General features: G+C 72.2%; 21 protein-coding genes and 1 pseudogene. 16 read left to right on the forward strand and 6 right to left on the reverse strand.

What is annotated here, in order from left to right:
- The first annotated feature begins 287 nt into the window (after positions 1 to 287).
- A complete protein-coding gene (locus Asi02nite_RS12260; protein ID WP_203712625.1) occupies positions 288 to 4,169 on the forward strand; it encodes a HEAT repeat domain-containing protein in 3,882 nt (1,293 codons plus the stop codon).
- A gap of 223 nt (positions 4,170 to 4,392) precedes the next feature.
- Here Asi02nite_RS12260 and Asi02nite_RS12265 read toward each other — a convergent pair whose 3' ends face one another.
- Genes Asi02nite_RS12265 through Asi02nite_RS12275 form a run of 3 tightly spaced genes read right to left on the reverse strand, consistent with a single transcriptional unit; the run spans position 4,393 to position 7,666 of the window.
- The gene (locus Asi02nite_RS12265) at positions 4,393 to 5,754 is read right to left on the reverse strand and encodes a pentapeptide repeat-containing protein (RefSeq protein WP_203712626.1); all 1,362 of its coding nucleotides are present in this window, start codon (positions 5,752 to 5,754) and stop codon (positions 4,393 to 4,395) included.
- A 30-nt stretch (positions 5,755 to 5,784) separates the two neighbouring features.
- Complete coding sequence (locus tag Asi02nite_RS12270; RefSeq protein WP_203712627.1) at positions 5,785 to 7,371, reverse strand: alpha/beta hydrolase; 1,587 nt, start codon at positions 7,369 to 7,371, stop codon at positions 5,785 to 5,787.
- Between the two features lie 7 nt (positions 7,372 to 7,378).
- Positions 7,379 to 7,666 (reverse strand): hypothetical protein, encoded by a 288-nt coding sequence (locus Asi02nite_RS12275; protein WP_203712628.1) that lies wholly within the window; start codon positions 7,664 to 7,666, stop codon positions 7,379 to 7,381.
- Positions 7,667 to 7,811: 145 nt separating this feature from the next.
- On the opposite strand from Asi02nite_RS12275, the gene Asi02nite_RS12280 reads away from it, so the two are divergent.
- From Asi02nite_RS12280 to Asi02nite_RS12330, 12 genes and pseudogenes are all read left to right on the forward strand, one after another.
- Positions 7,812 to 8,180, forward strand: coding sequence for a holo-ACP synthase (locus tag Asi02nite_RS12280; RefSeq protein WP_203712629.1), 369 nt, complete (start codon positions 7,812 to 7,814; stop codon positions 8,178 to 8,180).
- Complete coding sequence (locus Asi02nite_RS12285; protein WP_203712630.1) at positions 8,177 to 9,637, forward strand: NAD(P)H-hydrate dehydratase; 1,461 nt, start codon at positions 8,177 to 8,179, stop codon at positions 9,635 to 9,637. Before Asi02nite_RS12280 ends, Asi02nite_RS12285 begins: the two co-directional genes overlap by 4 nt.
- Positions 9,638 to 9,647: 10 nt before the next feature.
- Positions 9,648 to 10,769: an alanine racemase gene (gene alr / locus Asi02nite_RS12290; protein WP_203712631.1), complete on the forward strand. Its 1,122-nt coding sequence runs from the start codon at positions 9,648 to 9,650 to the stop codon at positions 10,767 to 10,769.
- A complete protein-coding gene (locus Asi02nite_RS12295; protein WP_203712633.1) occupies positions 10,766 to 11,830 on the forward strand; it encodes an alpha/beta fold hydrolase in 1,065 nt (354 codons plus the stop codon). The genes alr and Asi02nite_RS12295 overlap by 4 nt, the downstream gene beginning before the upstream one ends.
- Positions 11,827 to 12,294: pseudogene (tsaE, locus tag Asi02nite_RS41525) on the forward strand (tRNA (adenosine(37)-N6)-threonylcarbamoyltransferase complex ATPase subunit type 1 TsaE); the annotation flags it as partial. The gene Asi02nite_RS12295 and the pseudogene tsaE, both read left to right, overlap by 4 nt.
- Positions 12,283 to 12,987, forward strand: coding sequence for a uracil-DNA glycosylase (gene ung / locus Asi02nite_RS12300; RefSeq protein WP_239126667.1), 705 nt, complete (start codon positions 12,283 to 12,285; stop codon positions 12,985 to 12,987). The pseudogene tsaE and the gene ung, both read left to right, overlap by 12 nt.
- A gap of 38 nt (positions 12,988 to 13,025) precedes the next feature.
- Positions 13,026 to 13,691: a tRNA (adenosine(37)-N6)-threonylcarbamoyltransferase complex dimerization subunit type 1 TsaB gene (gene tsaB / locus Asi02nite_RS12305; protein WP_203712635.1), complete on the forward strand. Its 666-nt coding sequence runs from the start codon at positions 13,026 to 13,028 to the stop codon at positions 13,689 to 13,691.
- A complete protein-coding gene (gene rimI, locus Asi02nite_RS12310; RefSeq protein WP_203712637.1) occupies positions 13,688 to 14,128 on the forward strand; it encodes a ribosomal protein S18-alanine N-acetyltransferase in 441 nt (146 codons plus the stop codon). Before tsaB ends, rimI begins: the two co-directional genes overlap by 4 nt.
- Positions 14,121 to 15,164 (forward strand): tRNA (adenosine(37)-N6)-threonylcarbamoyltransferase complex transferase subunit TsaD, encoded by a 1,044-nt coding sequence (gene tsaD, locus Asi02nite_RS12315; RefSeq protein ID WP_203712639.1) that lies wholly within the window; start codon positions 14,121 to 14,123, stop codon positions 15,162 to 15,164. Before rimI ends, tsaD begins: the two co-directional genes overlap by 8 nt.
- 11 nt (positions 15,165 to 15,175) lie before the next feature.
- Positions 15,176 to 15,430 carry a hypothetical protein gene (locus Asi02nite_RS12320; protein ID WP_203712641.1) on the forward strand — a complete coding sequence of 85 codons (255 nt, stop codon included), beginning with the start codon at positions 15,176 to 15,178 and terminating at the stop codon, positions 15,428 to 15,430.
- A gap of 44 nt (positions 15,431 to 15,474) precedes the next feature.
- Positions 15,475 to 17,172: an ABC transporter transmembrane domain-containing protein gene (locus Asi02nite_RS12325; protein ID WP_203712643.1), complete on the forward strand. Its 1,698-nt coding sequence runs from the start codon at positions 15,475 to 15,477 to the stop codon at positions 17,170 to 17,172.
- Positions 17,169 to 18,959, forward strand: a complete 1,791-nt coding sequence (locus Asi02nite_RS12330; protein WP_203712645.1) for an ABC transporter ATP-binding protein — start codon at positions 17,169 to 17,171, stop codon at positions 18,957 to 18,959. Before Asi02nite_RS12325 ends, Asi02nite_RS12330 begins: the two co-directional genes overlap by 4 nt.
- A 10-nt stretch (positions 18,960 to 18,969) precedes the next feature.
- Here the strand turns inward: Asi02nite_RS12330 and Asi02nite_RS12335 are convergent, their stop codons facing one another.
- The gene (locus Asi02nite_RS12335; RefSeq protein WP_203712647.1) at positions 18,970 to 19,248 is read right to left on the reverse strand and encodes a DUF1707 SHOCT-like domain-containing protein; all 279 of its coding nucleotides are present in this window, start codon (positions 19,246 to 19,248) and stop codon (positions 18,970 to 18,972) included.
- A 237-nt stretch (positions 19,249 to 19,485) separates the two neighbouring features.
- Between Asi02nite_RS12335 and Asi02nite_RS12340 the strand changes: the two genes are divergently transcribed.
- The 3 genes from Asi02nite_RS12340 (at position 19,486) to Asi02nite_RS12350 (ending at position 22,785) form a co-directional block, all read left to right on the forward strand.
- Positions 19,486 to 20,595, forward strand: a complete 1,110-nt coding sequence (locus Asi02nite_RS12340) for a sugar ABC transporter substrate-binding protein (RefSeq protein WP_203712649.1) — start codon at positions 19,486 to 19,488, stop codon at positions 20,593 to 20,595.
- Between the two features lie 97 nt (positions 20,596 to 20,692).
- Entirely contained in the window at positions 20,693 to 21,514 is an 822-nt protein-coding gene (locus tag Asi02nite_RS12345) for an ATP-binding cassette domain-containing protein (RefSeq protein WP_203712650.1), read from the forward strand.
- Complete coding sequence (locus Asi02nite_RS12350) at positions 21,511 to 22,785, forward strand: sugar ABC transporter permease (protein ID WP_203712652.1); 1,275 nt, start codon at positions 21,511 to 21,513, stop codon at positions 22,783 to 22,785. The genes Asi02nite_RS12345 and Asi02nite_RS12350 overlap by 4 nt, the downstream gene beginning before the upstream one ends.
- 646 nt (positions 22,786 to 23,431) lie before the next feature.
- Here the strand turns inward: Asi02nite_RS12350 and ybaK are convergent.
- Both ybaK and Asi02nite_RS12360 read right to left on the reverse strand, forming a co-directional pair.
- A complete protein-coding gene (gene ybaK / locus Asi02nite_RS12355) occupies positions 23,432 to 23,917 on the reverse strand; it encodes a Cys-tRNA(Pro) deacylase (RefSeq protein WP_203712654.1) in 486 nt (161 codons plus the stop codon).
- Between the two features lie 9 nt (positions 23,918 to 23,926).
- Entirely contained in the window at positions 23,927 to 25,087 is a 1,161-nt protein-coding gene (locus Asi02nite_RS12360) for a class I SAM-dependent methyltransferase (protein ID WP_444541769.1), read from the reverse strand.
- Between the last annotated feature and the right edge of the window lie 24 nt (positions 25,088 to 25,111).

Consider the following 25,111-nt stretch of genomic DNA (forward strand, 5'->3'; position numbering starts at 1 on the left):
ACACACCACGAGTCCGTCGGACATCCTGCCCGTCGGAATCGCCGCTGTCACCGATGAAGCTTTATTTCATCGTGAATTTTCCGGGGGGCAGAGATCCGGCCGTTCCGCTGTGCTCCCAAGCCGTGACCGTGTGCTTCCATTGCTGCGGGAGGCCGCCGGTGACGCCATTGCTGCGCTGGACATTGGTTGGCTTGGCTGCGGCCTGCGCATTCGCCGGCACCTGGGTCCTTTGTCAACTGGTGATCGGCCTCGATCCCGATGATTCCAGCGCGATCGGTGGTGCCGCGATGGCGATTGTCACCGCGCCGGTCATCGCGTGGGCCGCGCAGCCGTCGACCGGCCAACGATCGACGGGTCTGCTGACCCGTCCGGCCGACCCTGATGAGCAGGGCGAAATCACCCTCGCGGATTATCTGCGGGCCATCAGAAGTCGTTATAGCAGGGTCGACCTGGAGGTCCTGACTCCGCTGAATGACCAGGATGATTATCCGATCATCCCGCTGATCCAGGTGTTCGTACCGCAACAGGTCAAAGCCGATCCCCCTCCCGTCGAACTCCCGCGTGAGGTGACCCTGCGCCTGCGCGACTCTGATCTCGCCGATCCGCGCCTGCTCCCGGGGTCGATCACCCAGGCCCAACTGAACCGCGTCCGGCAGTACGAGCAGCGCGACCCGGTCGACGTCCTGCCCCTGATCGCCGGCGAGGGCCGACGCCTGGTGCTGCTCGGTGACCCGGGCTCAGGAAAGTCGACCTTGGCCAGGTTCATCGCCCGGCGCCTGGCCGAGCCGACGGTCGACGGCGCCCTGGCCCCGCTGGAGGGTTGGCTGCCGATCCTGGTGGAACTACGCGAGTACGGCCGGCAGGACGAGCACGCCGCCGGTGACTTCATGGACTTCCTCGACCGGCAGCACGCGCAGCACTCGACGGGCCTGCCGCGCGCGTTCCTCGAGGGTCATCTGGAACGGGACGGCCGCGCGATCGTCGTCTTCGACGGCCTCGACGAGATCTTCGACCCGGCCCGCCGCAACCGGGTGGCGGGCCAGATCGCCGGCTTCGCCGAGCGCCACCTGAAGGTGCGGATCGTGGTCACCTCACGGCCGGTCGGCTATCAGCGCTCGGTCCTGGAGGCGGCGGGCTTCAAGCGGTACAAGCTGCAGGACCTCGATCTCGGCCGGATGGCCCTGTTCGTACGCCAGTGGTACGTGATCGCCTGCGGCGGCGACGAAGGCGCGGCGGCGCCGCTGGAACGTCGGCTGATGGACGTGATCGGCTCCTCCACCGCGATCCGTGAGCTCGCCGGCAACCCGATGCTGCTGACGATCCTCGCGATCATCGGCCGCCGGCAGGCCCTCCCGCGTGACCGCTCGTCGGTCTACAAGCACGCGGTGACGGTCCTCGTCGAGCACTGGGACCCGAGCAAGTTCCTGGTCAGCGACCGCGTGGGCGACCTGCCGTTCCTGGACCCGGCCGACCGCCTGGAGATGCTCCGGCTGATCGCCCGCAAGCTGCAGGACAGCGCGGCCGGGCTGTCGGGCAACTACATCACCGGGCCGGACCTGATGGCCGAGTTCGTCGCGTTCCTGCAGCAACGCGACCCGGCCAACATCAGCCTGGGGCAGGCCGGGGTGGCGGCCGAGCAGATGCTGCGCCAGTTCCGTGACAGGAACTTCATCCTGAGTCGCTTCGGCGGTGAGGTGTACGGCTTCGTACACCGATCGTTCCTGGAATATCTCACTGCCGCCGACATCGTCCATCGCTTCAACAACGAGCGCAGCCTCAGCGAGGCGGATCTCGTCGACGGCTATTTCGGGCGGCGGTGCCGGGAGGTGTCGTGGCACGAGGTGCTGCAACTGACCGCGGGGATGCTCGACGAGCGCTTCGTCAACGCGGCCGTGCTGCGCATGCTGTCGGCCGATCCGCACTGGGCCGCCGGCGACGACGTCGAGCCGCACCACATCCTGGTCGCGATCCGGTGCATCGGCGAGGTGCGCAAGCTGGGTCTGCTGGCCGATTCCTGCCGCGCCGCGATCGACCAGCTGATCCGGCTGCTGACGGTGGCCCACCGCCGGGTGACGCGCTCCTACAGCGACTCGGTCAACCGGGCCATCGAACAGTCCGTCCTGCCGGTCCTCATGACCTTCGCGGCGTACTGGCCGGGGCGCGAGACGTACCTCTCCTGGTTCCAGCGCAGCGGCTTCGTCGAGGCGGACGACCCGGTGACGGGGCTGACGGCGACGCGGGTGGCGGTCACCCTGGGCGGGGACGATCCCGAGTTGCGGGCGTTCCTGGAGCTCCGCGCGAGTCACGGCTGGAGCGTCAACCATCGGGTCGCCGCGGCGGTCGGCCTGGTCCAGGGCTGGCCGACCGACCAGCGCAGCCTGGAGATCGTCCGCAGGCAGTGCGCCGCCGACCCGAGCTGGGTCGTCCGGCTCGGCGCGCTGCAGGCGATGGTGGCGCTGGCCGGGCAGCAGAAATCGACCCTGGGCCTGCTGCGGGCGCGCGCGGTGGACGACGAGAACGAGGAGATCCGGCGTACCGCGGTCCGGGCCTTGGCGACGCACTGGATCGACGCCCCGGACACCCGGTCGTTGCTCACCGGACGGGCCACCCGGGACGGGCATCACTACGTCCGCTCCGCCGCGCTGGAGGTGATCGCCGAGCGGTGGCCCGGCGACAGTGCCATCCGGGCGCTGGTCTTCCGGCAGGGCGGCACCGACCCGCACGAACACGTGCGGCAGGCCGCGCTGCGCCTGGTGGCCGCGCTCTGGGCGGGCGAGGTGGGCAGCCGCTCCTGGCTGCAGGACCGGGCCGAGGCGGATCCGAGCGCGGACGTGCGCCGGGCGGGGCTCACGGCGATCGCGAAGGGCTGGCCGGGGGACACCGCGTGGCTGCGGGTCCGTGCCGTGTCGGACCATCACCCCGGCGTACGGCAGGCGGCGGTCACCGCGATCGCGGAGAACGACCCGGGCACCGCGGCGGACCTGCTCGGCCGGCTCGGTGACGAGAGCGGTGAGGTCCGGGAGGCGGTCCTGCAGGCACTGGCGGGCATCGGGTTCGGGGTTCCGGGGTTCGTCGAGGTGCTGCGCGGGCTGGCGGAGCGGGATCCGAGCGCCGACGTGCGCCTCGTCGCGTTGGAGGCGCTGGGCCCGCACGTCCGCCATGACGACGCGCTCCAAGGGTGGTTGCGGCAGCGGGCGCAGAACGACCAGAACGATCGGGTACGCAGCACCGGCGTGCGCCTGTTGAGCGAGACCTGGCACGAGGATCCGCTGGTCGAGATCTGGTTGCGCGAGACGGCGTCGCGGGACCGGTCGGCGTCCGTACGCCGCGCCGCGGTGACGTCGCTGGCCACCGCCGGTCGCGACGACGACGACACGCTGCCGTGGCTGCTGCGGTGCGCGGTCGACGACCCCGACGTCGACGTCCGGATGACGGCGGTCCACCACATCGCTGACGGCTGGGCGGAGTCACCGGGCGTCCGGACCTGGCTGCACGCGCGCTTCGCGAACGAGCCGGCCGAGGACGTCCGCAACCTGGTCATGCGCGCACTGGTGGCCCGCTGGCACAACGAACCGGAGACCTACGCCCTGCTCTGCGCCGGCGCACAGCAGGACCGCCACGAGTTCATCCGCCGCGCGGCGGTCTGGATGATCGCCGACGGATGGCCGGACGAGCCGGGTGCACTGACGCTGCTGCGGGGCTGCGCGATGAACGACACCCACGAGATCGTCCGGCGAGCGGCGGTGCAGGCGGTCGCCGTGGGCTGGCACGACGACCCGGAAACGCTGGGCCTCCTGCTCGGCCGCGCCACGGACGACCCACACGAACACGTCCGCGCGGGCGTCCTACGCTCGATAGCCAGCGGCTGGCACGACGACGCGGCGACCTTGCCGCTGCTGGTCCGCCGCGCGACCGCCGAGCAGCACCCGGCCGTCCGCTCCCTGGTCCTCCAGATCATCGTCTCCGGCTGGCCGGTCACCGCGGAGTCGCTGCACACGGCCCTGACCCTGGCGGCCGGCGACCCGGCACCCGCGGTGAGACTGACCGCGGTGCAGGCACTGGCCCGCTTCTGGCACAGCGACGCCGCGGTCGCGGCCCTGCTCCACCGCCTCGCAACAGACGACCCGGACGAGGACATCCGGCAAGCGGCCCACACAGCGGCCCGCTGAGCCCCGCCCGCGGCCCTGCGTTAGACGAGGACGTCGGGTAGGTGGGGCTGGTACATGCCTTGAGCGAGGACTTCGACGAAGACATGGGGCCAGGCGGTGCTGGTCCGTCCGGGTCCGGACACCGCGCTGCTCGATCTGCCCCGCTGTTGCGTGGCGATCGGGTCGCGGCGAGGCAGGCCGGCGGGCCGCGGACCCTCACCCGTTGGGCTGGCCGGCTTGGCGGTCAGTCGGATGGTTGGGCGGCCTCGACCGGCAGCAGTCGGCCGCCCTTGAGGTCCGTCGGGTCTGTTGTTTCGCGCCAGCCGGCCGGCCAGTCGGCGTGGCGGGTGCGGTCGGCGCGGCGGGCGTCGGTGAAGTCTGGTTCTGTCGCGAACTCCGCGTCGGTGAACCAGGCCTCGCCGCCGAACTCGGCGTGGTCGAACTCCGCGTCGCGGTGGAACTTCGCGTCGCTGAAGGCCGCCGCCTCCGCGAACGAGACCGCGCTGAAGTTGGCTCGGCGGTGGAACGTGGTCTCGCGGAAGCCGCCCACCCCCGTGAACCGGGCCGTGCGGAACAGCGCCCGGCCCAGGAACGTCGCGGCGGCGAAGCCGGCGGCCCGGCCGAACACCACGTCGCTGAACTCAGCGTCGTGTGCGAAGACCGCGCGGTCGAAGTCGGCGACCGCCCCGAACGAGGCCTCCTCGAACGTGACCACGCCCTGGAACCGCACGTCGTCGAACCGCGCCGGACCGTCGAACCGCACCTTGCCGAAATCGACCTGTGCGGCGAAGACGGCGCCCGCGAAGCTCGCCGCGTCGGCGAACGAAGCACTGTCGAAGCGGGTTCGGCCGTCGAAGGTCGCCCTGGTGAAGACAGCGCGGTGCAGCCGGCCCCGTTCGATGCTCCAGTCGACCAGCCGCGCGCCCGTGAGGTCGATGTCGATGCCCGGCCAGAACGTCTGCTCAGGGCTCCCGGCGACATCCGCGTCGGCGCTGCCGGGTGGACAGCAGAGGTGTCGCGTCAGGATGCCCTGCGCCGTGACCCGGACCTGGAGCTGCTCGTTCGGATCCCGGCCACCGTTGCGGGCACCCCGCTGACCCGGCGCGACCGGCGGCGCGAACGGCATGCGCAGCAGCGCACAGACCACGTTGACGATGGGCTGCCGCTGCCCGACGTTGTCCTGGGCCAACCGGTCCAGGGCGTAGAGGGCGCCGAGCCGCACCGCCGCGTCCGGCGAGCCGAGCAGCTCGACCGCCTTCGTGTAGAGCTCCGTCACCCGCCGCTCCCGCGCGTCCTGCTCGGTGTGGGCCTGGGTCTGCTGCGCCAACTCGTACGCCCGCTCCGCCAGCCGCTGCCGGCGCACCGCGAGCAGGAGCGCCGCCAGCCCGCCGGCAGCCGCCACATATCCGACGCCGTACTTGATGGCGTCGATCCGCAGCGTCGACCGTTGCGCCGCCGTGGGTGCGTCGCCGGCCACCTGCAGCATCCACAGCAACGCCGTGAGTCCGAGGGCCATCGTCGCGACCACGGCGGTCGCGATGCCACGGTCGGTCACCAGCCAGGGCAACCGATCCTCGCCGGCGGTCGCGGGCCCGCGCGTCCACATAGCTGCATGGTGCCTCACCCGATCAAGCGCTCACGAGACCTCCGACTGGTGTTCCGGGCCCAGGGCGATGCGGGCGATGTCGGTCAGGGCGTCGTTGTCCGTGCGCCAGTAGCCGCTGTGGCCGTGGGCGTCGCCGTCGAAGACCTGGGCGCCGAAGGATGGGTCCGTCGGGTTGCGGCCGAACCACAGGTGTTCGTAAGGGCCCGTGTCGAACGGGTCGCGGAAGCGGGTCAAGGGCTCCCGCCAGCCCGGCGCCAGGTAGGCGATCGGGTCGTTGGGCGCCGTGCTCGACCAGATGTCGGTCGCCGGCCGGCCCAGGTCTGTCGCGTGGTCGACGCCCACGCCCGGTGAGCCCACGAAGACCAGGTCGTCGGCTGCCAGGCCGGTCGTGCGGACCGTCGTGCCCACCGTCAGCGAGCCGTAGCTGTGGCCCAGCACCGTCTGCTGCGCCGGTGGGCCCTCGTGGGTCGCGCGTAGGCCCTCCGCGAAGTCGTGCAGTGCCGGCCCCGCCGCCTGTGCCTTCGCCGTGAACATCGCCTCGTCGAGGAACGACGGTGCGTCGTAGTCGAGCCAGAGCACCGCCGCCGTGCGTTGGCTCGGGTCCAGCGCCGCCGCGCGGGCGGCCACCGCCTCCACGCGGCTCAGGTCGTCGCGGACCGCGCCCAGGCTGGCCGTCATGCCCGGCACGTAGGTCAGGACGTTGTCGGCCCTGTCGGGGTCGCCGACCGCGAGCACCACCCGGCCGTCGTCCTCGGCGACCAGGCTCAGGAGATAAGCCCGCTCGCCTGTCTCCGCCCGGAGTCGCGCGTCGACCGCGTCGATGCCCGACATCAGGCCGACCAGCCGGTGGCTCGCCGAGACCGCCCCGTGGCGGGGCATCGCCGTGCGGACCGCCTCGGCCCGTTCCCGCACCAGGGCCGCCCGTTGCCCCGCGAGCAGGGACCGGTTGGCCTGGTCGCGGGCCGCCACCGGCACCCCGTGGAGCCGGCCCACGTAGGCCGGCTGGTGCACGACCAGCCACCGCCGCTCGGTCTCGGACAGACCCGCCCACCAGCGCCGCACCGCGTCGGGCCGGGCGCCGAGCGGCGGGCGGAACCGCGGCGGCGTCGTCGGCCAGCCCGCGGCGGCCGCTGCCGCGAGCCGGTCGAGGTGGGTGGCGGCCGCGCGGTCGGCCGCCGAAGCCGCGTGCAGGGCGTCGGCTATCCCGGCCCCGACCCGGTCAGCCGCGCGCAGCGCGGCCGCCCGGTCGATCCCCGTGACCGTGACATCCGGCGCCGTGCGCCCCGACCGGTCGATCTCGACGTGGGCGGGCCCGGCCGACGACACCGCGGCCGCGAGCATGCCCCGGGCCCGCACCAGCGCCGCCGCGAGGCCCGACAGCACCTGGTCGGTCTCGACGAACGCCGACCGGGCCGCGTCGAGCGGCGCGCGTAACCGCCGCACATGATCACCCGCCGCCGAACCGGCCGCGCCCTGCCACCCGTCGGTGACCCGACCGGCCACCGCGCCGAGCGCCGCCGCCCGCTGCCCGACCGCGTCGGCCAACCGGCTCCACGCGGCGCCCGCCGCCCGCCAGGCCCCCGGATCGGCCTGCCACAACTGCGCGTAGGTCACCACCGCCCGCTCACCCCACCCGGTGGAGCCGCCGCGCGGCCCGCAGGTCGGCGTCTTCGTAGGACTGGGCCGCCTCCCGCAGCAGCCCACCGGAGTGCGCGACCCGACCGGCGGCCGCGCCCAACTCCGCCGACACCGCGCCGGCCAGCCCGACCAGGGCGGCCCCGGCGGCCCACGACGGCGCCGGCACGATCAGGTCGGAGCCGCCGACCACCGACGCCAGCGCCCGGGCGACCGAGTCGAGGTCGCCCGCCCGGTCGCGCAACAGCCCGGGATCGACCCGGAGATCACCGTCCACGTCCCACCTCCCAGCAGCGAGAACCACACGCTAGAAGGGCGGCAAGCCCGGAAGGCGAGCCTGTGGACAACGCCCGACCCGAGGGCGGCGGCGCTGTCCACAAGGCTTCCCCACCGCGTACACCTCGTGCTAATAGGCTGGACCGATGATCGTCGCTGTCGGGATCGACGTGGTCCTCGTCGAACGGTTCACCGGAGCGCTGAGCCGCACACCGCTGCTCGGTGACCGGCTGTTCACGGAGTCGGAGCGCTTCACGAGTGCCGGCAACCAGCGCTCGCCGGAGTCCCTGGCGGCCCGGTTCGCCGCCAAGGAGGCCGTGGCCAAGGCCCTCGGCGCACCCGCCGGCCTCCGCTGGCACGACTGCGAGATCGTCACCGACCCCGACGGCCGACCCTGGCTCACCGTCAGCGGCACGGTCGCCGCGGCGGCCGCCGAGCGCGGTGTCAACCGGTGGCACCTGAGCCTCTCGCACGACGGCGGCATCGCCTCCGCGATGGTGGTGGCGGAGCAGTGAGGCCGGCCTGGCGGGTCGCCGACGTGCGCGCGGCCGAAGAAGCGCTGATGGCCCGCCTCCCGGAGGGCACCCTGATGCAACGCGCCGCCGCGGGCCTCGCCCGCCGCTGCGCACTCCTTCTCGAGCAGGTGTACGGCGCCCACGTCACGCTCCTCGTCGGCGCGGGCAACAACGGCGGCGACGCGCTGTACGCCGGCGCCATCCTGGCGAGAAGAGGAGCCGCCGTCACCGCCGTCCTCCTCGATCCGGCGAAAGCCCACGAAGAGGGCCTCCAAGCCCTCAGGCAGCAAGGCGGCCGCACCGCGGACAACCCGCCGGCCACCATCGACCTCCTCGTCGACGGCATCGTCGGCATCGGCGCCAAGGGCGGCCTCCGCGACGCCGCCGCGGCCGCCCTCCACAAAGCAACGGACCGCGGCCGACGCCCCACCATCGTCGCCGTCGACGTCCCCAGCGGCGTCGACGTCGACACGGGCGACGTACCCGGAAAAGCCGTTCAAGCCGACGTCACCGTCACCTTCGGCTGCCTCAAGCCGGCCCACGTCGTCGGCCCGGCCGCCCCGCTCGCCGGCGAGGTCGAGCTGGTCGACATCGGCCTGCGCCCCTGGCTGCGCGCCGACCCGGCCGTCCTCGTCCCGGACCGCGCCGACATCGCCGAGGCCCTGCCGAAGCACCGCCCGACCGACGAGAAGTACACCCGCGGCGTCGTCGGCGTCGCCACGGGCTCGAAGACCTACCCCGGCGCCGCGATCCTCTCGACGGCCGGTGCCCTCGCCGGCCCGACCGGCATGGTCCGCTACGCCGGCACCGCCCGCCAGTACGTCCTGCAGGCCCACCCGAGCGTCATCGCCACCGACCGCATCACCGACGCCGGCCGCGTACAGGCCTGGGTGATCGGCAGTGGTCTCGGCACCGACGCCGCCGCCGCGACCGCCCTGCGCACCGTGCTCGCCACCAGCCTCCCCGTCGTGCTCGACGCCGACGCGCTCAACCTGCTCGTCGACGGCGCGATGGCCGACCTGATGCGCGGGCGCAACGCGCCGATGGTGCTCACCCCGCACGACCGCGAGTTCGCCCGGCTGGCGGGCGAGGCGCCCGGCCCCGACCGGGTCGCCGCCGCGCTGAAGCTGGCCGCGCACACCAACGCGGTGGTCCTCCTGAAGGGTGACCGCACGATCGTGGCCACCCCGAGCGGCACCGCGTACGCCAACCCGACCGGCTCACCCGCACTGGCCACCGGCGGCACCGGCGACGTCCTGGCCGGCCTCCTCGGCTCCCTGCTGGCCGGCGGCCTGCGCCCCGAGGTGGCCGCCGTCACAGCCGCCTACCTGCACGGACTCGCCGGCCGCGAAGCCGCCCGGCACGGGCCGGTCGCCGCGCCCGACGTCGCCGCCGCCCTCCGCCCCGTCCTCGCCGACCTCGCGTCACCTGACGCAGCGGCAGCTACCCACAAGTAGGCTGGGCCTCATGTGGCAAGCCGAAGTCCGCGTCGACCTCGACGCGATCCGTGCCAACGTGGCCCGGCTGCGCGCTGGCACGGATGCCGCGGTGATGGCGGTCGTCAAGGGCGACGGTTACGGCCACGGCATGGTCCCGGCCGCGCGGGCGGCGATCAAGGGCGGCGCGACCTGGCTCGGCGTCTGCACCCTCGACGAGGCGCTTGGCCTGCGCCGGGCCGGCATCACCACGCCCGTGTTGGCCTGGCTGCTCGCCCCTGGCCTGCCGCTGCACGAGGGCGTCGCCCACGACATCGACCTGAGCGCCGCCAGCCTCGGCCAGCTCGACGAGATGATCAAAGCTGGCCAGCAGGCGCGCAAGCCCACCCGGGTGCACCTCAAGATCGACACGGGCCTGTCCCGGGGCGGCGCCACCGCCGACGACTGGCCCGCGCTGGTCGAGGCGGCCGCCAAGGCCCAGGCCGACGGCGCGATCGAGATCGTCGGGATCTGGAGCCACTTCGTCTACGCCGACGCGCCCGGCCACGAGACCATCGACCACCAGCTCGACGCCTACCGCGACGCGCTGGCCGTGGCCGAGCGCCTGGGCGTGCGCCCGCGGTTGCGGCACATCGCCAACTCCGCCGCCACCCTGACCCGGCCCGACGCCCACTTCGACCTCGTACGCCCGGGCATCGCGGTCTACGGTCTGTCGCCGGTGCCCGGCGAGCAGTACGGCCTGCGCCGCGCGATGACCGCCCGCGCCCGGATCATGCTGGTCAAGCGGGTGCCCGCCGGCACCGGCGTCTCCTACGGCCACACCTACACCACGACCCGCGAGACCACGCTCGCCGTCGTCCCGCTCGGCTACGCCGACGGCGTGCCGCGGCACGCGTCCAACGTCGGTCCGGTCGCCATCGGCGCCGGCCGGCACACCATCGCGGGCCGGGTCTGCATGGACCAGATCGTCGTCGACGTCGGCGACCAGCCGGTCGCGCCCGGCGACGTGGCCACCCTGTTCGGCAGCGGCGACGGCGGCGCACCCACCGCCGACGACTGGGCGGCCGCCATCGACACCATCAACTACGAGATCGTGACCCGGTTCGGGAGCAGCAGGGTTCCCCGGGTCTACGAGGGCGAGGACGGTGAATGAGTACCCGACGCCGCGCGGGAATCGTCGGCGCGGTGGTCGGTCTGGCCGCGGCCGGCATCGCCACCGGCATAGCGGTCGAGCGTGCGGTCGTCCGGCGATCGAAGCGCGGCGTGACTGACCCCTATGTGGACGAGCCCTTCGACCGCCTGCCGTACGACGAGTCCCTGGCCGTCAGCACCGCGGACGGCACGGACATCCACGTCGAGGTGGTCGAGCCGACGGTGGCCGAGCCGAAGGAAGCCACCATCGTCTTCGTCCACGGCTTCTGCCTCGACATGGGCACGTTCCACTTCCAGCGCACCGCCCTGACCGCCCGCGGCGAGCACCGGATGGTCTTCTACGACCAGCCCGGCCACGGCCGCTCCGGCAAGCTCGAGACCGGCGAGTACGAGCTGCCCGCGCTCGGCGAGACGCTGCACGCGGTGCTCACGGAGACGGTCCCGGACGGCCCGCTGATCCTGGTCGGCCACTCGATGGGCGGCATGACCATCATGGCGTTCGCCGAGCTCTACCCGGAGTTCTTCGAGGACCGGGTCAAGGGCTGCGTGCTGATCGCGACCTCCGGTGGCCTCATCGACGAGACCCGGATCGGCCTGCCCGCGCTGATCGGCCGCGTCGGCGGCCCGCTGCTGCCGCTGGTCAACAGCGCGACCCGGCTCACCGGCCCGGCCATCGACCGCGCCCGGGTCGCGGCGACCGACCTGGCCTGGCTGCTCACCCGCCGGTACGGCTTCGGCGAGTCACGACCGAGCCCGTCGCTTGTGTCCTATGTGGAGAAGATGAACGCGCGGACCTCGGTCGACACCGTCGCCCGCTACCTGCGCACCCTCTACACGCACGCCCGCTACCCGGCGCTGGTCGCCCTCGAGCGCACGCCGACCATCATCATCGTCGGCGACAAGGACATGATCACTCCGGTCGCGCACTCCGAGGAGATCCTGCGGCACCTGCCGGACGCCGAGTTCGTGAAACTGAACGACAGCGGCCACGTCGTCATGCTGGAACACGCCGACGAGGTGAACGCGACGCTCATCGCCTTCCTGGAGAAGATTTCCAAATGATCGAGCTGACCACAGTGGACGACACCCGGGCGTTCGGTGCGCGCCTGGCCGCGCTGCTGCGCCCCGGCGACCTCGTCGTGCTCACCGGCCCGCTCGGCGCCGGCAAGACGGCGCTGGTCCAGGGCATCGGCGCCGGACTGCACGTGACGGGCGACATCACCTCGCCGACGTTCGTGATCGCCCGGGTGCACCGGCCCGACCGCGCGCGGGGCGGCGTCATCCCGCTGGTGCACGCCGACGCGTACCGGATCGGCGCCGCCGCCGACTCGATCGCCGAGATCGACGGCCTCGACCTGGACGCGTCGATGGACGACTCGGTCACCGTCGTCGAGTGGGGCGAGGGCGTCGTCGAGCAACTGCGCGACGACCACCTGCGGGTACGCATCGACCGGCGCGACGACGACACCCGCGTGATCGCGCTCGAGCCGACCGGAGGAGACTGGGCCGCCCGGATCACGACTCTCACCCAGGACGCCCCGGTGAACCTGCACGACCTGCTGCCGCCGGAGTGGCGTGCCGCGCTGGCGCCGCACCTCGACCCGGCCGCCACCGCCGACCTCGGCGCGTTCGTGGCCGCCGAGTACGCGGCGACGACGGTGTTCCCCCCGCTGCCCGACCTTTTCACGGCTTACCAGCTCTGCCCGCCCGCTGACACTCGCGTCGTGATCCTGGGCCAGGACCCCTACCACAAGGCCGGCCAGGCACACGGGCTCAGCTTCAGCGTCCAGGCCGGTGTGCGGGTGCCGCCGTCGCTGCGCAACGTCTACAAGGAGCTCGCCGCCGACCTCGGCGCGGCCGCGCCCGACGGCGGTGACCTGCGTGGCTGGGCCAGGCAAGGGGTGCTGCTGCTCAACGCGGTGCTGACGGTGCGCGAGGGGGCCGCGGGATCGCACGCCAACAAGGGCTGGGAGGCGTTCACCGACGCCACGATCAGGGCGCTGCAGGACCAGCCCGACCGGGTGGTCTTCCTGCTCTGGGGCAGCTACGCCCGCAAGAAGGCCGCGCTGGTCACCAACCCGGCCCACGTGGTGCTGGAGGCAGGTCACCCGAGCCCGCTCAACCCGCGTGGTTTCCTGGGCAGCCGCCCGTTCAGCGCCGCCAACAAGGCCCTCGCCGACGCGGGCCTGACCCCCATCGACTGGAGCAGGTCCGCCTGACGAGCAGGTGGACCACCGCGCCGGATAAGGTGCATATCGTGCTCGTTCTCGTCCTCGACACGTCGACCCCCGCGGTGACCGCGGCCGTGGCCGACGTCACCCCGACCGGTCATGCCGTGGTCGCCGAGTTGCGCGCGGTCGACGGGCGGGCGCACGGCGAGCTGATGGCACCCGAGATCGACGAGGTGCTGCGCAAGGCGGGCGCGTCCGTCCGCGACCTGCGCGCGATCGTCGCGGGCACCGGCCCCGGCCCGTTCACCGGCCTGCGGGTGGGCCTGGTGACCGCGGCCAGCATGGGCCAGGCATTGGGCATTCCGGCTCACGGTGTCTGCTCGCTCGACGCCATCGGCGGCGTGCCCGGCCAGGTGACGCTGGTGGCGACGGACGCCCGCCGGCGCGAGGTCTACTGGGCGCTCTACGACCAGGCCGGCGCCCGGGTCGAGGGTCCGCACGTCGACCTGCCCGAGGCGGCCGTCGAGCGGGCCGCCGGGGCCACCGTCGCGGTCGGCGACGGCGCGATGAAATACGCCGACCGGCTCGGGCTCGAGGTGCGCGACGAGCCGCGCTACCCCCGGGTCGACGCGTTCGTGCGACTGGCCGCCGAGCGCGTCCGAGCCGGTGCCCCCAGCGAGCCGCTCACTCCGCTCTATCTCCGCCGCCCGGACGCCGTCGCGGCGGGAGGGCACAAGCCGGTGCTGCGGTGACCGTCACGCTCAGCCGGCTGCGCTGGTGGCACATCGCGGAGTTGCTGCCGATCGAGCAGGACCTGTTCGGCGACGAGAAGTGGTCGGCCGGCATGTTCTGGAACGAGCTGTCCAGCGGCCACTTCTACCTGGTGGCCGAGGACGAGGACGGGCGCGTCCTGGGTTACGGCGGTCTGGCCGTCAACGCCGACGAGGCCTGGATCCAGAACATCGCGGTACGACGGGACGCGCAGCGCCAGGGCATCGGCCGCCGGATGCTCGAGGCGCTGCTGGCCGAGGCCGAGCGCCAGCGGGCGCGGGCCGTGCTGCTCGAGGTCGCCGTCGACAACGCGCCGGCCCAGAAGCTCTACGCCACCTACGGTTTCGAGCCGATCGGCGTACGCCGTGGCTACTACCAACCAAGCAACACCGACGCGCTGGTGATGAGACGTGACTGACGAACCTCTGGTCCTCGGCATCGAGACCTCCTGCGACGAGACAGGCGTGGGCATCGTCCGTGGGACGACCCTGCTCGCCGACGCGCTCGCGTCCAGTGTGGACCTGCACGCGCGGTTCGGTGGCGTGGTCCCCGAGGTGGCCAGCCGGGCGCACCTCGAAGCCATGGTGCCGACCATGCAGCGGGCGCTCGACGAGGCCGGCGTGACGCTCGCCGACGTCGACGCGATCGCCGTGACCTCCGGCCCGGGTCTCGCGGGCGCACTGCTGGTCGGTGTCGCCGCGGCCAAGGGCTACGCGGTCGCGGCCGAGAAGCCGGTCTACGGCGTCAACCACCTGGCCGCGCACGTCGCGGTCGACACCCTGGAGCACGGCCCGCTGCCCGAGCCGGCGATCGCGCTGCTGGTCTCCGGCGGGCACTCGTCGCTGCTGCTGGTCGACGACCTGGCCGGCGGGGTGACGCCGCTCGGCTCGACCATCGACGACGCGGCGGGCGAGGCGTTCGACAAGGTGGCCCGGCTGCTCGGCATGCCGTTCCCCGGCGGCCCGCCGATCGACAGGGCGGCCCGCGACGGGCAGGCCACCATCGCCTTCCCGCGTGGCCTCACCGCGGCCAAGGACCAGGCCGCGCACCGCTTCGACTTCTCCTTCAGCGGCCTCAAGACCGCGGTGGCCCGCTGGGTCGAGGCCCGCGAGCGGGCGGGGGAGCCGGTGCCGGTCAACGACGTGGCGGCCTCGTTCCAGGACGCGGTCTGCGACGTGCTGACCGCGAAGGCGATCGACGCCTGCCGCCAGCACGGCGTCGACACGCTGGTGATCGGCGGTGGCGTGGCCGCCAACTCCCGGCTGCGCGCGCTGGCCGAGGAGCGGGCCGCGAAGGTCGGCATCACGGTGCGGGTGCCGCGCCCCAAGCTGTGCACCGACAACGGCGCGATGGTCGCCGCGCTCGGCTCGCACCTGGTCGCCGCGGGTGTCCGGCCCAGTCGGCTGGATCTGCCGGCCGACTCCGCGATGCCGTTGACGCTCGTGAGTGTGTAGTGTCCGGCAACGTGATCGTCCGCATGTGGGAGGCCCGCGCCGAGCGCAACCGCCTGCCCGAGCTGGTCGAGTGGGTCTGTGACACCGCCCTCCCGCGGGTCGAGGTGAGCCCCCTGCACATCGCGAGCGAGGTGTTCTCGTCGTCCGACGACCGCTGCGTCGTGATTTCCAAATGGCGCGGTGAGCCCGAGGGCCTGCCCGCCCCGCCGACACGGCTGGTAGCCAGGGCTCCGCACGAGTGGGACTTCACCCAGGTAGACCGATAAATCAGTGGCGTGGCCCGAAGTTGATCATTTAGCTTCGGGCTGTTATGCGGCCCTTACCCGTCGCCGATCCCGGCGATCCCGACGTCCGGTCGGCCACCAGATACCTCCTGTGGCTGGCGGCCCGCAACTGGCGTCCGCTCTCCGCGGCGATCGTCTTCGCGACGCTCTGGATGGTCAGCCAGGCGCTCGTCCCGGCCACCGTGGGTCGGGCGATCGACGCCGGCCTGACCGCCCGCGACCCCGGCGGGCTGCTGCGCTGGGGCGCCGTGCTGCTCGGCCTCGGCATCGTCACCGGCGCGACCGGCATCCTGCGCCACCGGATGGCGGCGTTCAACTGGCTCTCGGCCGCCTACCGCACCGTACAGCTCACCGTCCGGCAGGCCAACCGGGTCGGCGCCACGCTGCCCAAGCGGCTCGCGACCGGCGAGGTCGTCAGCATCGGCACGTCCGACATCAACCACATCGGCAACGCGCTCGACATCACCGCCCGCGGCACCGGCTCGCTGGTCGCCGTGGTCACCGTCGGCGCCATCCTGCTGAACACGTCGGTGCCGCTCGGCCTGGTCGTCGTGCTCGGCGTGCCGGTGATGATGCTCGTGGCCGGCAGCCTGATCAAGCCGCTGCAGCGCCGCCAGCAGGTCTACCGCGACCAGGAGGGCAAGCTGACCACCCGCGCCGGCGACATCGTCACCGGCCTGCGGGTGCTGCGCGGCGTCGGCGGCGAGGCGACCTTCGCCGGCCGCTACCGGGCCGAGTCGCAGGACCTTCGATCCGCCGGCGTACGCGTCGCGCGGATCGAGTCGCTGCTGGCCGCCTCGGAGATCCTGCTGCCCGGCATGTTTCTCGTGCTGGTCACCTGGCTCGGCGCCCGGTTCGCCCTGCGCGGTGAGATCACCGCGGGCGAGCTCGTCGCCCTGTACGGCTACACGGCGTTCCTGGTCAGCCCGCTGCGCCAGCTCACCGAGGCGATCGACAAGGTCACCAAAGGGCACGTCGCGGCCCGCCGGGTGGTGCGGATGTTCACGCTCCAGCCCGAGTTCAGCTCGCCGGCCACGCCGCGGACCGCGCCGCCCGGGCCGCTGGCCGACCCCGAGTCCGGCCTGACCATCCAACCTGGACGGTTCCTGGCGGTGGCCGCCAAGGATCCGGGTGACGCGGCCGCGATCGCCGACCGGCTCGGCCGGTTCGCCGACGGCGCGGTCACCCTGTCCGGCGTACCCCTGGCCGACCTCGACCTCGCCGACGTGCGCGGGCGCATCCTCGTCGCCGACAACGACGCGCGGCTGTTCGCGGGCCCGCTGCGCGGCGAGCTCGACCCGCGCGCGGCGGGCGACGGCGCCGTCGCCGCGGCCCTCGACACCGCCAGCGCGGTCGACGTGGTCGACGCGCTGCCCGCGGGCCTCGACGCCCTCGTCGCCGAGCGGGGCCGGGAGTTCTCGGGCGGCCAGCAGCAGCGGCTCAAGCTGGCCCGGGCGCTGGTCGCCGACCCCGAGACCCTGGTGCTGGTCGAGCCGACCAGCGCCGTCGACGCCCACACCGAGGCCCGGATCGCCGCCCGCCTCGGTGCCGCGCGGGCCGGCCGCACCACGGTCGTCTGCACCACCAGCCCGCTCGTCCTCGATCGCGCCGACGAGGTGGCCTTCGTCGTCCACGGTCGCGTGGTCGTCACGGGCACCCACCGCGAGCTGCTGCGCGACCGCCCCGACTACGCCGCCGCCGTCACCCGGGAGGAAGACGAATGAGCAACCAGCTCCCGGTCGCGGACGCGGCGGAGGTCCGCCGGTACGCGCGCCGCCTGGTCCGCCGGCACCCCCGCGAGCTCGGCCTCGCCCTCGGCCTGCACGGGCTCGCGGCGGTCGCGGGTCTGGTCGCGCCGCGGCTCCTCGGCAACCTCGTCGAAGGGCTCTCCACCGGCACCACCACGCGCACCGTCGACGAGATCGCGGTGGCCATCGCCACCTTCGTGGTGGCCCAGGCGGTGCTGACGCGGTTCGCCAGCTTCTGGTCGGCCCGGCTCGGCGAGCGGGTGCTGGCCGAGCTGCGCGAGGAGTTCGTCGACCGGATCCTCGCCATTCCACTGTCCACGGTGGAGCGCGCCGGCACCGGCGACCTGCTGACCCGCACGTCGCGCGACGTCTCGGCGCTGTCGCACAGCGTCCGTTTCGCCATGCCCGAGACGCTGATCGCGCTCGTCACCGCGGCGTTCGTGGTCGGCGCGATCGTGCTGACCAGCCCGTTGCTGGCCCTGCCCTGCCTGATCGCGGTGCCGATGCTCTGGTTCGGCACCCGCTGGTACCTGCGCCGGGCGCCGGCCGGCTACCTGCGGGAGAACGCCGCCTACTCGGACATCACCGACGGCATCAGCGAGACCGTCGAAGGCTCCCGCACCACCGAGGCGCTGCGGCTGCAGGACCGTCGCCGCGCCCGCACCGACGCCGACATCGCCCGGTCCTACGCCGCCGAGCGCTACACGCTGATGCTGCGTACCGTCTGGTTCCCGATCGTCGAGGTCGGCTACGTGGTGCCGGTGGTGGCCACGCTGCTCTTCGGTGGCTGGTTCTACCTCGAGGGTTGGGTGACGCTCGGTCAGGTGACCGCGGCGACGCTCTACGTGCAGGCCCTGGTCGACCCGCTCGACCGCCTGCTCTCCTGGCTCGACGAGTTGCAGGTCGGCGGGGCGTCGCTGGCCCGCCTGCTCGGCGTCGCCGGCAAACCCGCCCCGGTGGAGTCCGGGGCGGCGCAGCCGCGGGGCGAGCGCCTGGTGGCCACGGACGTGCGATACGCCTATGTGGAGGGTCGTGACGTCCTGCACGGCATCGACCTGACCGTCGAACCGGGGGAGCGGCTGGCCATGGTCGGCCCGTCCGGCGCGGGCAAGTCGACGCTGGGCCGGCTGCTGGCGGGCATCCACGCGCCCACCGCCGGCTCGGTCACCGTCGGCGGCGTCCCGCTCGTGGACCTGCCGCTGGGCGACCTGCGCTCGCGGGTCGCGCTGGTGACCCAGGAACACCACGTCTTCATCGGCACGATCCGCGACAACCTGGTGATGGCCCGGCCGGGCGCGACCGACGACGAGGTGCGGGCCGCGCTGGCCGCGGTCGACGCGCTCGACTGGGTCACCGCGCTGCCGTCCGATTTGGACACCGTGGTAGGCACAGGCGGGCAGGCGGTGCCGCCGGCCCAGGCCCAGCAACTCGCGCTGGCGCGCCTCGTGCTGGCCGACCCGCACACGCTGGTGCTCGACGAGGCGACCTCGCTGATCGACCCGCGGGCCGCCCGGCACCTGGAACGGTCACTCGCCGCAGTCCTGGCGGGGCGCACCGTGATCGCCATCGCGCACCGGCTGTTCTCGGCGCACGACGCCGACCGGGTGGCGGTGGTGGAGGACGGGCGGATCACGGAGCTCGGCTCGCACGCCGAGTTGGTCGCGGCCGGGGGCTCGTACGCGGCGCTCTGGCGGTCCTGGCACGGCGCCGAGGAGCCTTCCGCCCAGAATCGGCGCGAAAGTCCTTATTCGACAGTGGCGTAACGGCTCGTCCTCAGCGGGTCACGGCCATGTATAGCCCCAGTAACAACAAGGTCACGGCGGCGATCGCGAAGATAACAAGTAGGTCCCGGTGCACCCGGCCCGGCTTCTCAGGAAGCGGCGGAAGATCGCTGGTTACGACGGCGAGATCACGGAGCGTACGGGCGCTGTAGGCGTTGTCGACACGGTCGGTGAACTCTTCCAGCGTGAGGCGACCGACGGCGGTGTGCTCCTGTAACAGTTCGACCACGCGCTGTCGATCGTCGTCCGACGCACGAGTATCCAAAGTCAACCTATCCCCTCTCCGCGGGCGAAAGCGTACGCTCTGAGAGCGCTTTCTCGCCTCGTACGAACGCGCTGTAGCCGGTTCCAGTGCCGTGACCGGATCGTTACGGCAGCGTGTCAGCCGCGCGAGGTTGCTCAACAAATGCGCGAGTATTTTGTGTTTCGGATCGCGAGGGTCCGGGAGGTCAACAGTGCCGTTCGCCCCCGCGCGGTCCGCTCAACGGCCATGAAGGAGTCCAAGGTTATGCGTAACCGATTTCTGTCGGTCGTCGTCGCCGCTGCTGCGGTCGGCGCACTGGCACTTGCGGGTTGTGGATCCGATGACGGCGGCAGTGGTGACGCCGGCGGCGGCACCGCGGCCAAGAAGGTCGGCGTGATCCTGCCCGACGCCGCGACCTCGCCCCGCTGGGAGGCCAACGACCGTCCGCTGCTCAAGGCGGCGTTCGACAGCGCCGGCATCACCGCCAACATCCAGAACGCCGACGGTGACAAGGCCAAGTTCGGCACCCTCTGCGACAGCATGATCAGCGAGGGCGTGTCCGTCCTCCTCATCGTCAACCTCGACTCTGACTCCGGCAGCGCCTGCCTGAAGAAGGCCCAGGGCGCCGGCATCAAGACGATCGACTACGACCGCCTGACCCTCGGCGGCGAAGCCTCGTACTACGTCTCCTTCGACAACGTCCAGGTCGGCAAGCTGATGGGCGAAGGCCTCACCAAGTGCCTGACCGACGCCGGCAAGACCAAGGCCAACATCGTCCAGATCAACGGCGACCCGACCGACAACAACGCCGCGCTGTTCAAGCAGGGCTACGTCGAGGGCCTCAAGCCGAAGGTGGACGCGGGCGACTACACCATCGTCGGTGACCAGACCGGTAAGTGGGACGCCACCGTCGCGGGCACCGCGTTCGAGCAGATCTACACCCAGGCCGGTGGCAAGGTCGACGGCGTCATCTCCGCCAACGACACCATGGCCCAGGGCATCATCGCCCGTCTGACCGCCAACGGCCTCAACGGCAAGGTGCCCGTCACCGGTCAGGACGCCAGCAAGGAAGGCCTCCAGGCCATCCTCTCCGGCAACCAGTGCATGACGGTCTACAAGGCCATCAAGAAGGAGGCCGACACCGCCTCCAAGCTCGCGATCGCGCTGATCAACGGCGAGACCCCGGGCAGCGACCTGGTCAACGGTTCGGTCAAGGACACCGTCCTGAACAAGGACGTCCCCTCGGCCCTGGCGACCCCGCAGGCCATCTACAAGGACTCCGTCAAGGACGTCATCGCGGACGGCTTCTGGAAGGCCAGTGACATCTGCACCGGCCAGTACGCCGCCCTCTGCACGTCGGCCGGCGTTCAGTAACCAACGCCAAGGGGCCCGGCGGGGATGACCTGCCGGGCCCTCTGGGCGCTTAAGGCCACGGTTACTGCCGGGCCGGGAAACAACTAGTGAGGTGACCATGACGGTGCCGGAGGCCGCCGCGGGGGCGGCGGCGACAACGGAGGACGCCGCACCGCTGCTTTCGTTGCGGGGTATCAACAAGAGCTTCGGCGCGGTCCACGTCCTGCAGGACGTGGACTTCGACGCATATGCGGGACAGGTGACCGCCCTCGTCGGCGACAACGGCGCGGGCAAGAGCACCCTGATCAAGGGGATCGCCGGCAGTCAGCCGTTCGATTCCGGGGAGTACGTCTTCGACGGCCACGCGGTCACGGTGACGAACCCCAAGCACGCCAACGAACTCGGCATCGAGGTCGTCTACCAGGACCTGGCGCTCTGCGACAACCTGGACATCGTCGACAACCTGTTCCTGGGCCGCGAGGTCACCAAGAACGGCATCCTCGACGAGGCGACCATGGAGCGCCGGGCTCAGGAGACGCTGGCGGGCCTGTCGGTCCGCACGGTGAAGTCCATCCGCCAGGTGGTCGCCAGCCTTTCCGGTGGCCAGCGCCAGACGGTGGCGATCGCCCGCGCGGTGATCTGGAACTCCAAGCTGGTCGTGCTCGATGAGCCGACCGCGGCGCTCGGTGTCGCACAGACCGAGCAGGTGCTGCGGCTCGTCCGCCAACTGGCCGACAACGGCCTCGCGGTCGTGCTGATCAGCCACAACCTCAACGACGTGTTCCAGGTGGCCGACCGGATCTCGGTCCTCTACCTGGGTCGCATGGCGGCGCAGATGAAGACCAAGGACGTGAAGAGCAACCAGGTCGTCGAGGTCATCACGACCGGTAGGTCGGACGCCATCGGCGGCATCACCAACGGGAACGGGGAGTTGAAATGAGCACCCCGACCAAGGTCGAAGCGACCGAGCCGGCCACCCAGCCGACGCCGCCGGCGGGCAACCCGATCGTCGGCGCCATCGGCGACTGGTGGGCCAAGGTCCGCGGCGGTGACGCGGGCTCGCTGCCCGCGACGCTGGGCATCATCGTGCTGGTCATCGTGTTCGCGTCGTTGCGGCCCAACACGTTCACCAACGCGTTCAACTTCGCCAACCTGATCCACCAGGCGGCGGCCGTCATCGTGATCGCGATGGGTCTGGTCTTCGTCCTGCTGCTGGGCGAGATCGACCTCTCCGCCGGTTACGCGGCGGGCACGGCGGCCGCGACGATGGGCATCGTCGTCACCCGATGGGGCTGGTCCTGGCCGCTGGGCATCCTGACCTGTCTGGTCACCGGTGCCGTGGTGGGTCTGCTGATCGGCCTGCTGGTCGCGAAGCTGGGCATCCCGTCGTTCGTCGTGACGCTGGCGGCGTTCCTCGCCCTGCAGGGCGTGCTGCTGAAGTTCATCGGCGAGGGCGGCACGATCCCGATCCGCGACGAGACGCTGCGGGCGATCAACAACAACGACATGCCCGTCTGGCTGGGCTGGGTGATGTACGCCCTGGTGGTCGGCGGCTACGCGGCGATCGTCCTGCGGCGCGGTGCCAAGCGCCGAGCCGGCGGCCTCTCCTACGAGGCGGTCCAGGTGACCCTGGCCAAGATCGTCTCGCTGGCGGTGCTGCTGGGCCTGGTGACGTACTGGCTGAGCATCGAACGCAGCCGCAACGCGGCCGTGACCTCGATCAAGGGCGTCCCCATCGTGGTGGCGGTCCTGCTCGTCCTGCTGGTCGGTCTGACCTTCCTGCTGACGAAGACATCCTTCGGCCGGCACGTGTACGCGGTCGGCGGCAACGCCGAGGCGGCCCGCCGGGCAGGCATCAACGTGGCGATGGTCAAGCTGGCCTGCTTCATGATCGGATCGACGTTGGCAGCGGTCGGCGGCATCATGCTCGCCAGCCGCGACAACTCGATCTCGCCGTCGACGGGTGGCGCGTCCACCCTGCTCTACGCGGTGGGCGCCGCGGTCATCGGCGGCACCAGCCTCTTCGGCGGCAAGGGCCGGATCGTCGACGCCATCCTGGGTGGCTTCGTGATCGCGATCATCATCAACGGCATGGGCCTGCTCAACCAGCCCTCCAGCGTCGTCTACATGGTGACCGGTCTGGTGCTGCTGGTGGCGGCCAGCGTCGACGCGATCTCGCGCCGGCGGGCTCGGTCTACCGGTCGGGTTTAGCTGTTTGTTGGGAAGGCCCGGCGGCTTTGGCCGCCGGGCCTTTTCTTTGGTCGCGGGTTGCTTGGGCGGATCTGGTTGTCGGGCTACGCCCGACGACGAGATTCGCCCCCTTCGGGCCCCGGGGGTGGGGGTAGGCAGGTCGGGTGTGGCGGTCCGGTCGGGGAAGTCGCGGGCCCGCCTGCCACGAGCCAACCGCCGGTCGGTCGCGGCGTGTGGGCAGGGAAGTTGCGTTACCGGCAACAAGACTTGGAACACGCTGTCATCAGCTCGCGGTTTGTTCGTGACCTGCGAGCCGATTGCGTGTTGGGGCGGCTGACGGCCTGGTCTCCTGACCGCTGTTGGCTTGGGGTCTGCTGGTGACGTGCGGGCCGATGGTTTGTGCGGCGGGTGATGGATCCCCGATCGTGCGCGTCGCCGCGCAACGGCTGGACAACCTAGCCGCGAGAACACCAGCCGCCCCCACCCCTGCCCCCGGGGGCGGGGTGGATCTCCTCGTCGGGCGTAGCCAGACCAATCAGGATCTCCGGATGGGGCCAAGGTGGAGCGCCCCACCGGACGAACGACCTTGGCCCCATCCGGAGATCCTGATGCCCTAAGGCGAAGCCCGACGAAGAGATCCACCCAAACGGCGCGCAACCAACGAAGACTACGAAGTAGCGATGAGAGCGACCGCCGCCCCGGTGAGATGCACCAGGTCCGACGGCGCCAGCTCCAACTGCAGCCCACGCTTCCCTGCCGACACGAAGATCGTCGCGTGCGCCATCGCCGACTCGTCCAGGACGATCGGTAACCGCGAGCGTTGGCCCAGAGGGGAGATGCCCCCGGTGACGTAGCCCGTCGCCCGCTCCGCGGCCGCCGGCTCCGCCATCGCCGCTTTCTTGCCTCCCAGCGCCGCCGCCAGGGCCTTCAGGTCAAGCGAGCGGGCTACCGGAACCACCCCGACGCCGAGCTGGCCGTCGATCGAGGCCACCAAGGTTTTGAAGACTCGCGGTGGGTCGATGCCCAGCGCCGCCGCCACCGCCTCCCCGTAGGACGGGGTTTTCGGGTCCACCGAATATGGATGCGTCGTGAACGGGACCTTCTCGCGGGTCGGTACCACCGTCGCAGGGGTTCCCTGGGCTCGCTTGGCCACCCTCGAAGGCTATAAGGCCACCGGCTGTGCCAGCACGGCGACCTGCGCGCCCGCCACGCGGGTCAGGAGCAGCGACGTTGACTCCCGGCCCGAGAGGCGCAGGTCGCGGCGGAACGCGGCCGGGTCGATCGCCGAGCCCCGCTTCAAGATCTCGACCGTGCCCACCTCGCGGGAACGCAACTCCGCCCGCAGCCGCTTGAGCGAGAACGGCAGCACGTCGGTCACCCGGAAGCAGCGCGCGAAACCGGTCGCCACCGCCGAGGGAGCCCAGACGTACGCGATCGTCGGGTCGCCCAACCGGCCCGAGACCAGCGACGCGAACTCGGCCACCAGGCCCGCCCGGACCACCGCGCCGTCCGGGTCGTAGAGGTAGTCGTCCACCGGGCCCACCGGGGCCGCCGCCGCGCCCGAGCCCGTCAGCGTGCCCGCCACCCCGCCCCGGAGCACCGTCGCCCGGCGGGGCACCGATGCCAGTGCCCCGCACCACAGCGTCGCCTCCACCACCTCGCGGTCCACGCTGACCAGCTCCGTCTCCGCGCCCGCCGGCACCCGGTCGTGGTCGAAACCCGGTGCCACCTTGACCGCCAGGCGCGGCACCCGGGCCGCCAGGCCCTCGACGAAGTCCCACGGCGGCGAGTACGCGGCCGGGTCGAACACCCGCCGCCCACCAGTCGCCCGGCGGGCCGGATCGCAGAACACCGCGTCGAACCCGCTCACATCGAACGTGGTGGCGTCGCCGTGCACGACCGAGAACAGCCCTGCGCCGTTGGCCGCCGCGACCTCCGCCGTGGCCTCGTCGCGTTCGACACCGACGACCCGGATCCCGGCCCGGGCGGCGGCCAGCGCATCAGCCCCGATGCCGCATCCGAGGTCGGCCAGGGAGCGCACCCCCGCCGCGACCAACCGCTCCGCCCGCCGCCGCGCGACCACCGCGCGGGTCGCCTGCTCGAGCCCCGCCCGGGTGAAGAACATGCCCGCGGCGTCCGGACCGAACTTCGTCACCGCCTGCCGGCGGAGGGTGGTTTGGGTCAGCGCCGCGGCCGCCAGGTCGGGCGGGACGCCCCGCGAGCGCAGCGCCGCCGCCGCGGCCAAGGGGTCACCGCCGGCCAGGGAAGCGGCCGCGGCGAGCGCGGCCTCGCCATCGGGGGTACGCAGGGCAGCCAGGCTCACGCCACCGATTCTCCCGCGGTGTGG

The sequence above is a fragment of the Asanoa siamensis genome, assembly GCF_016862555.1.
Lineage (GTDB): Bacteria > Actinomycetota > Actinomycetes > Mycobacteriales > Micromonosporaceae > Asanoa > Asanoa siamensis.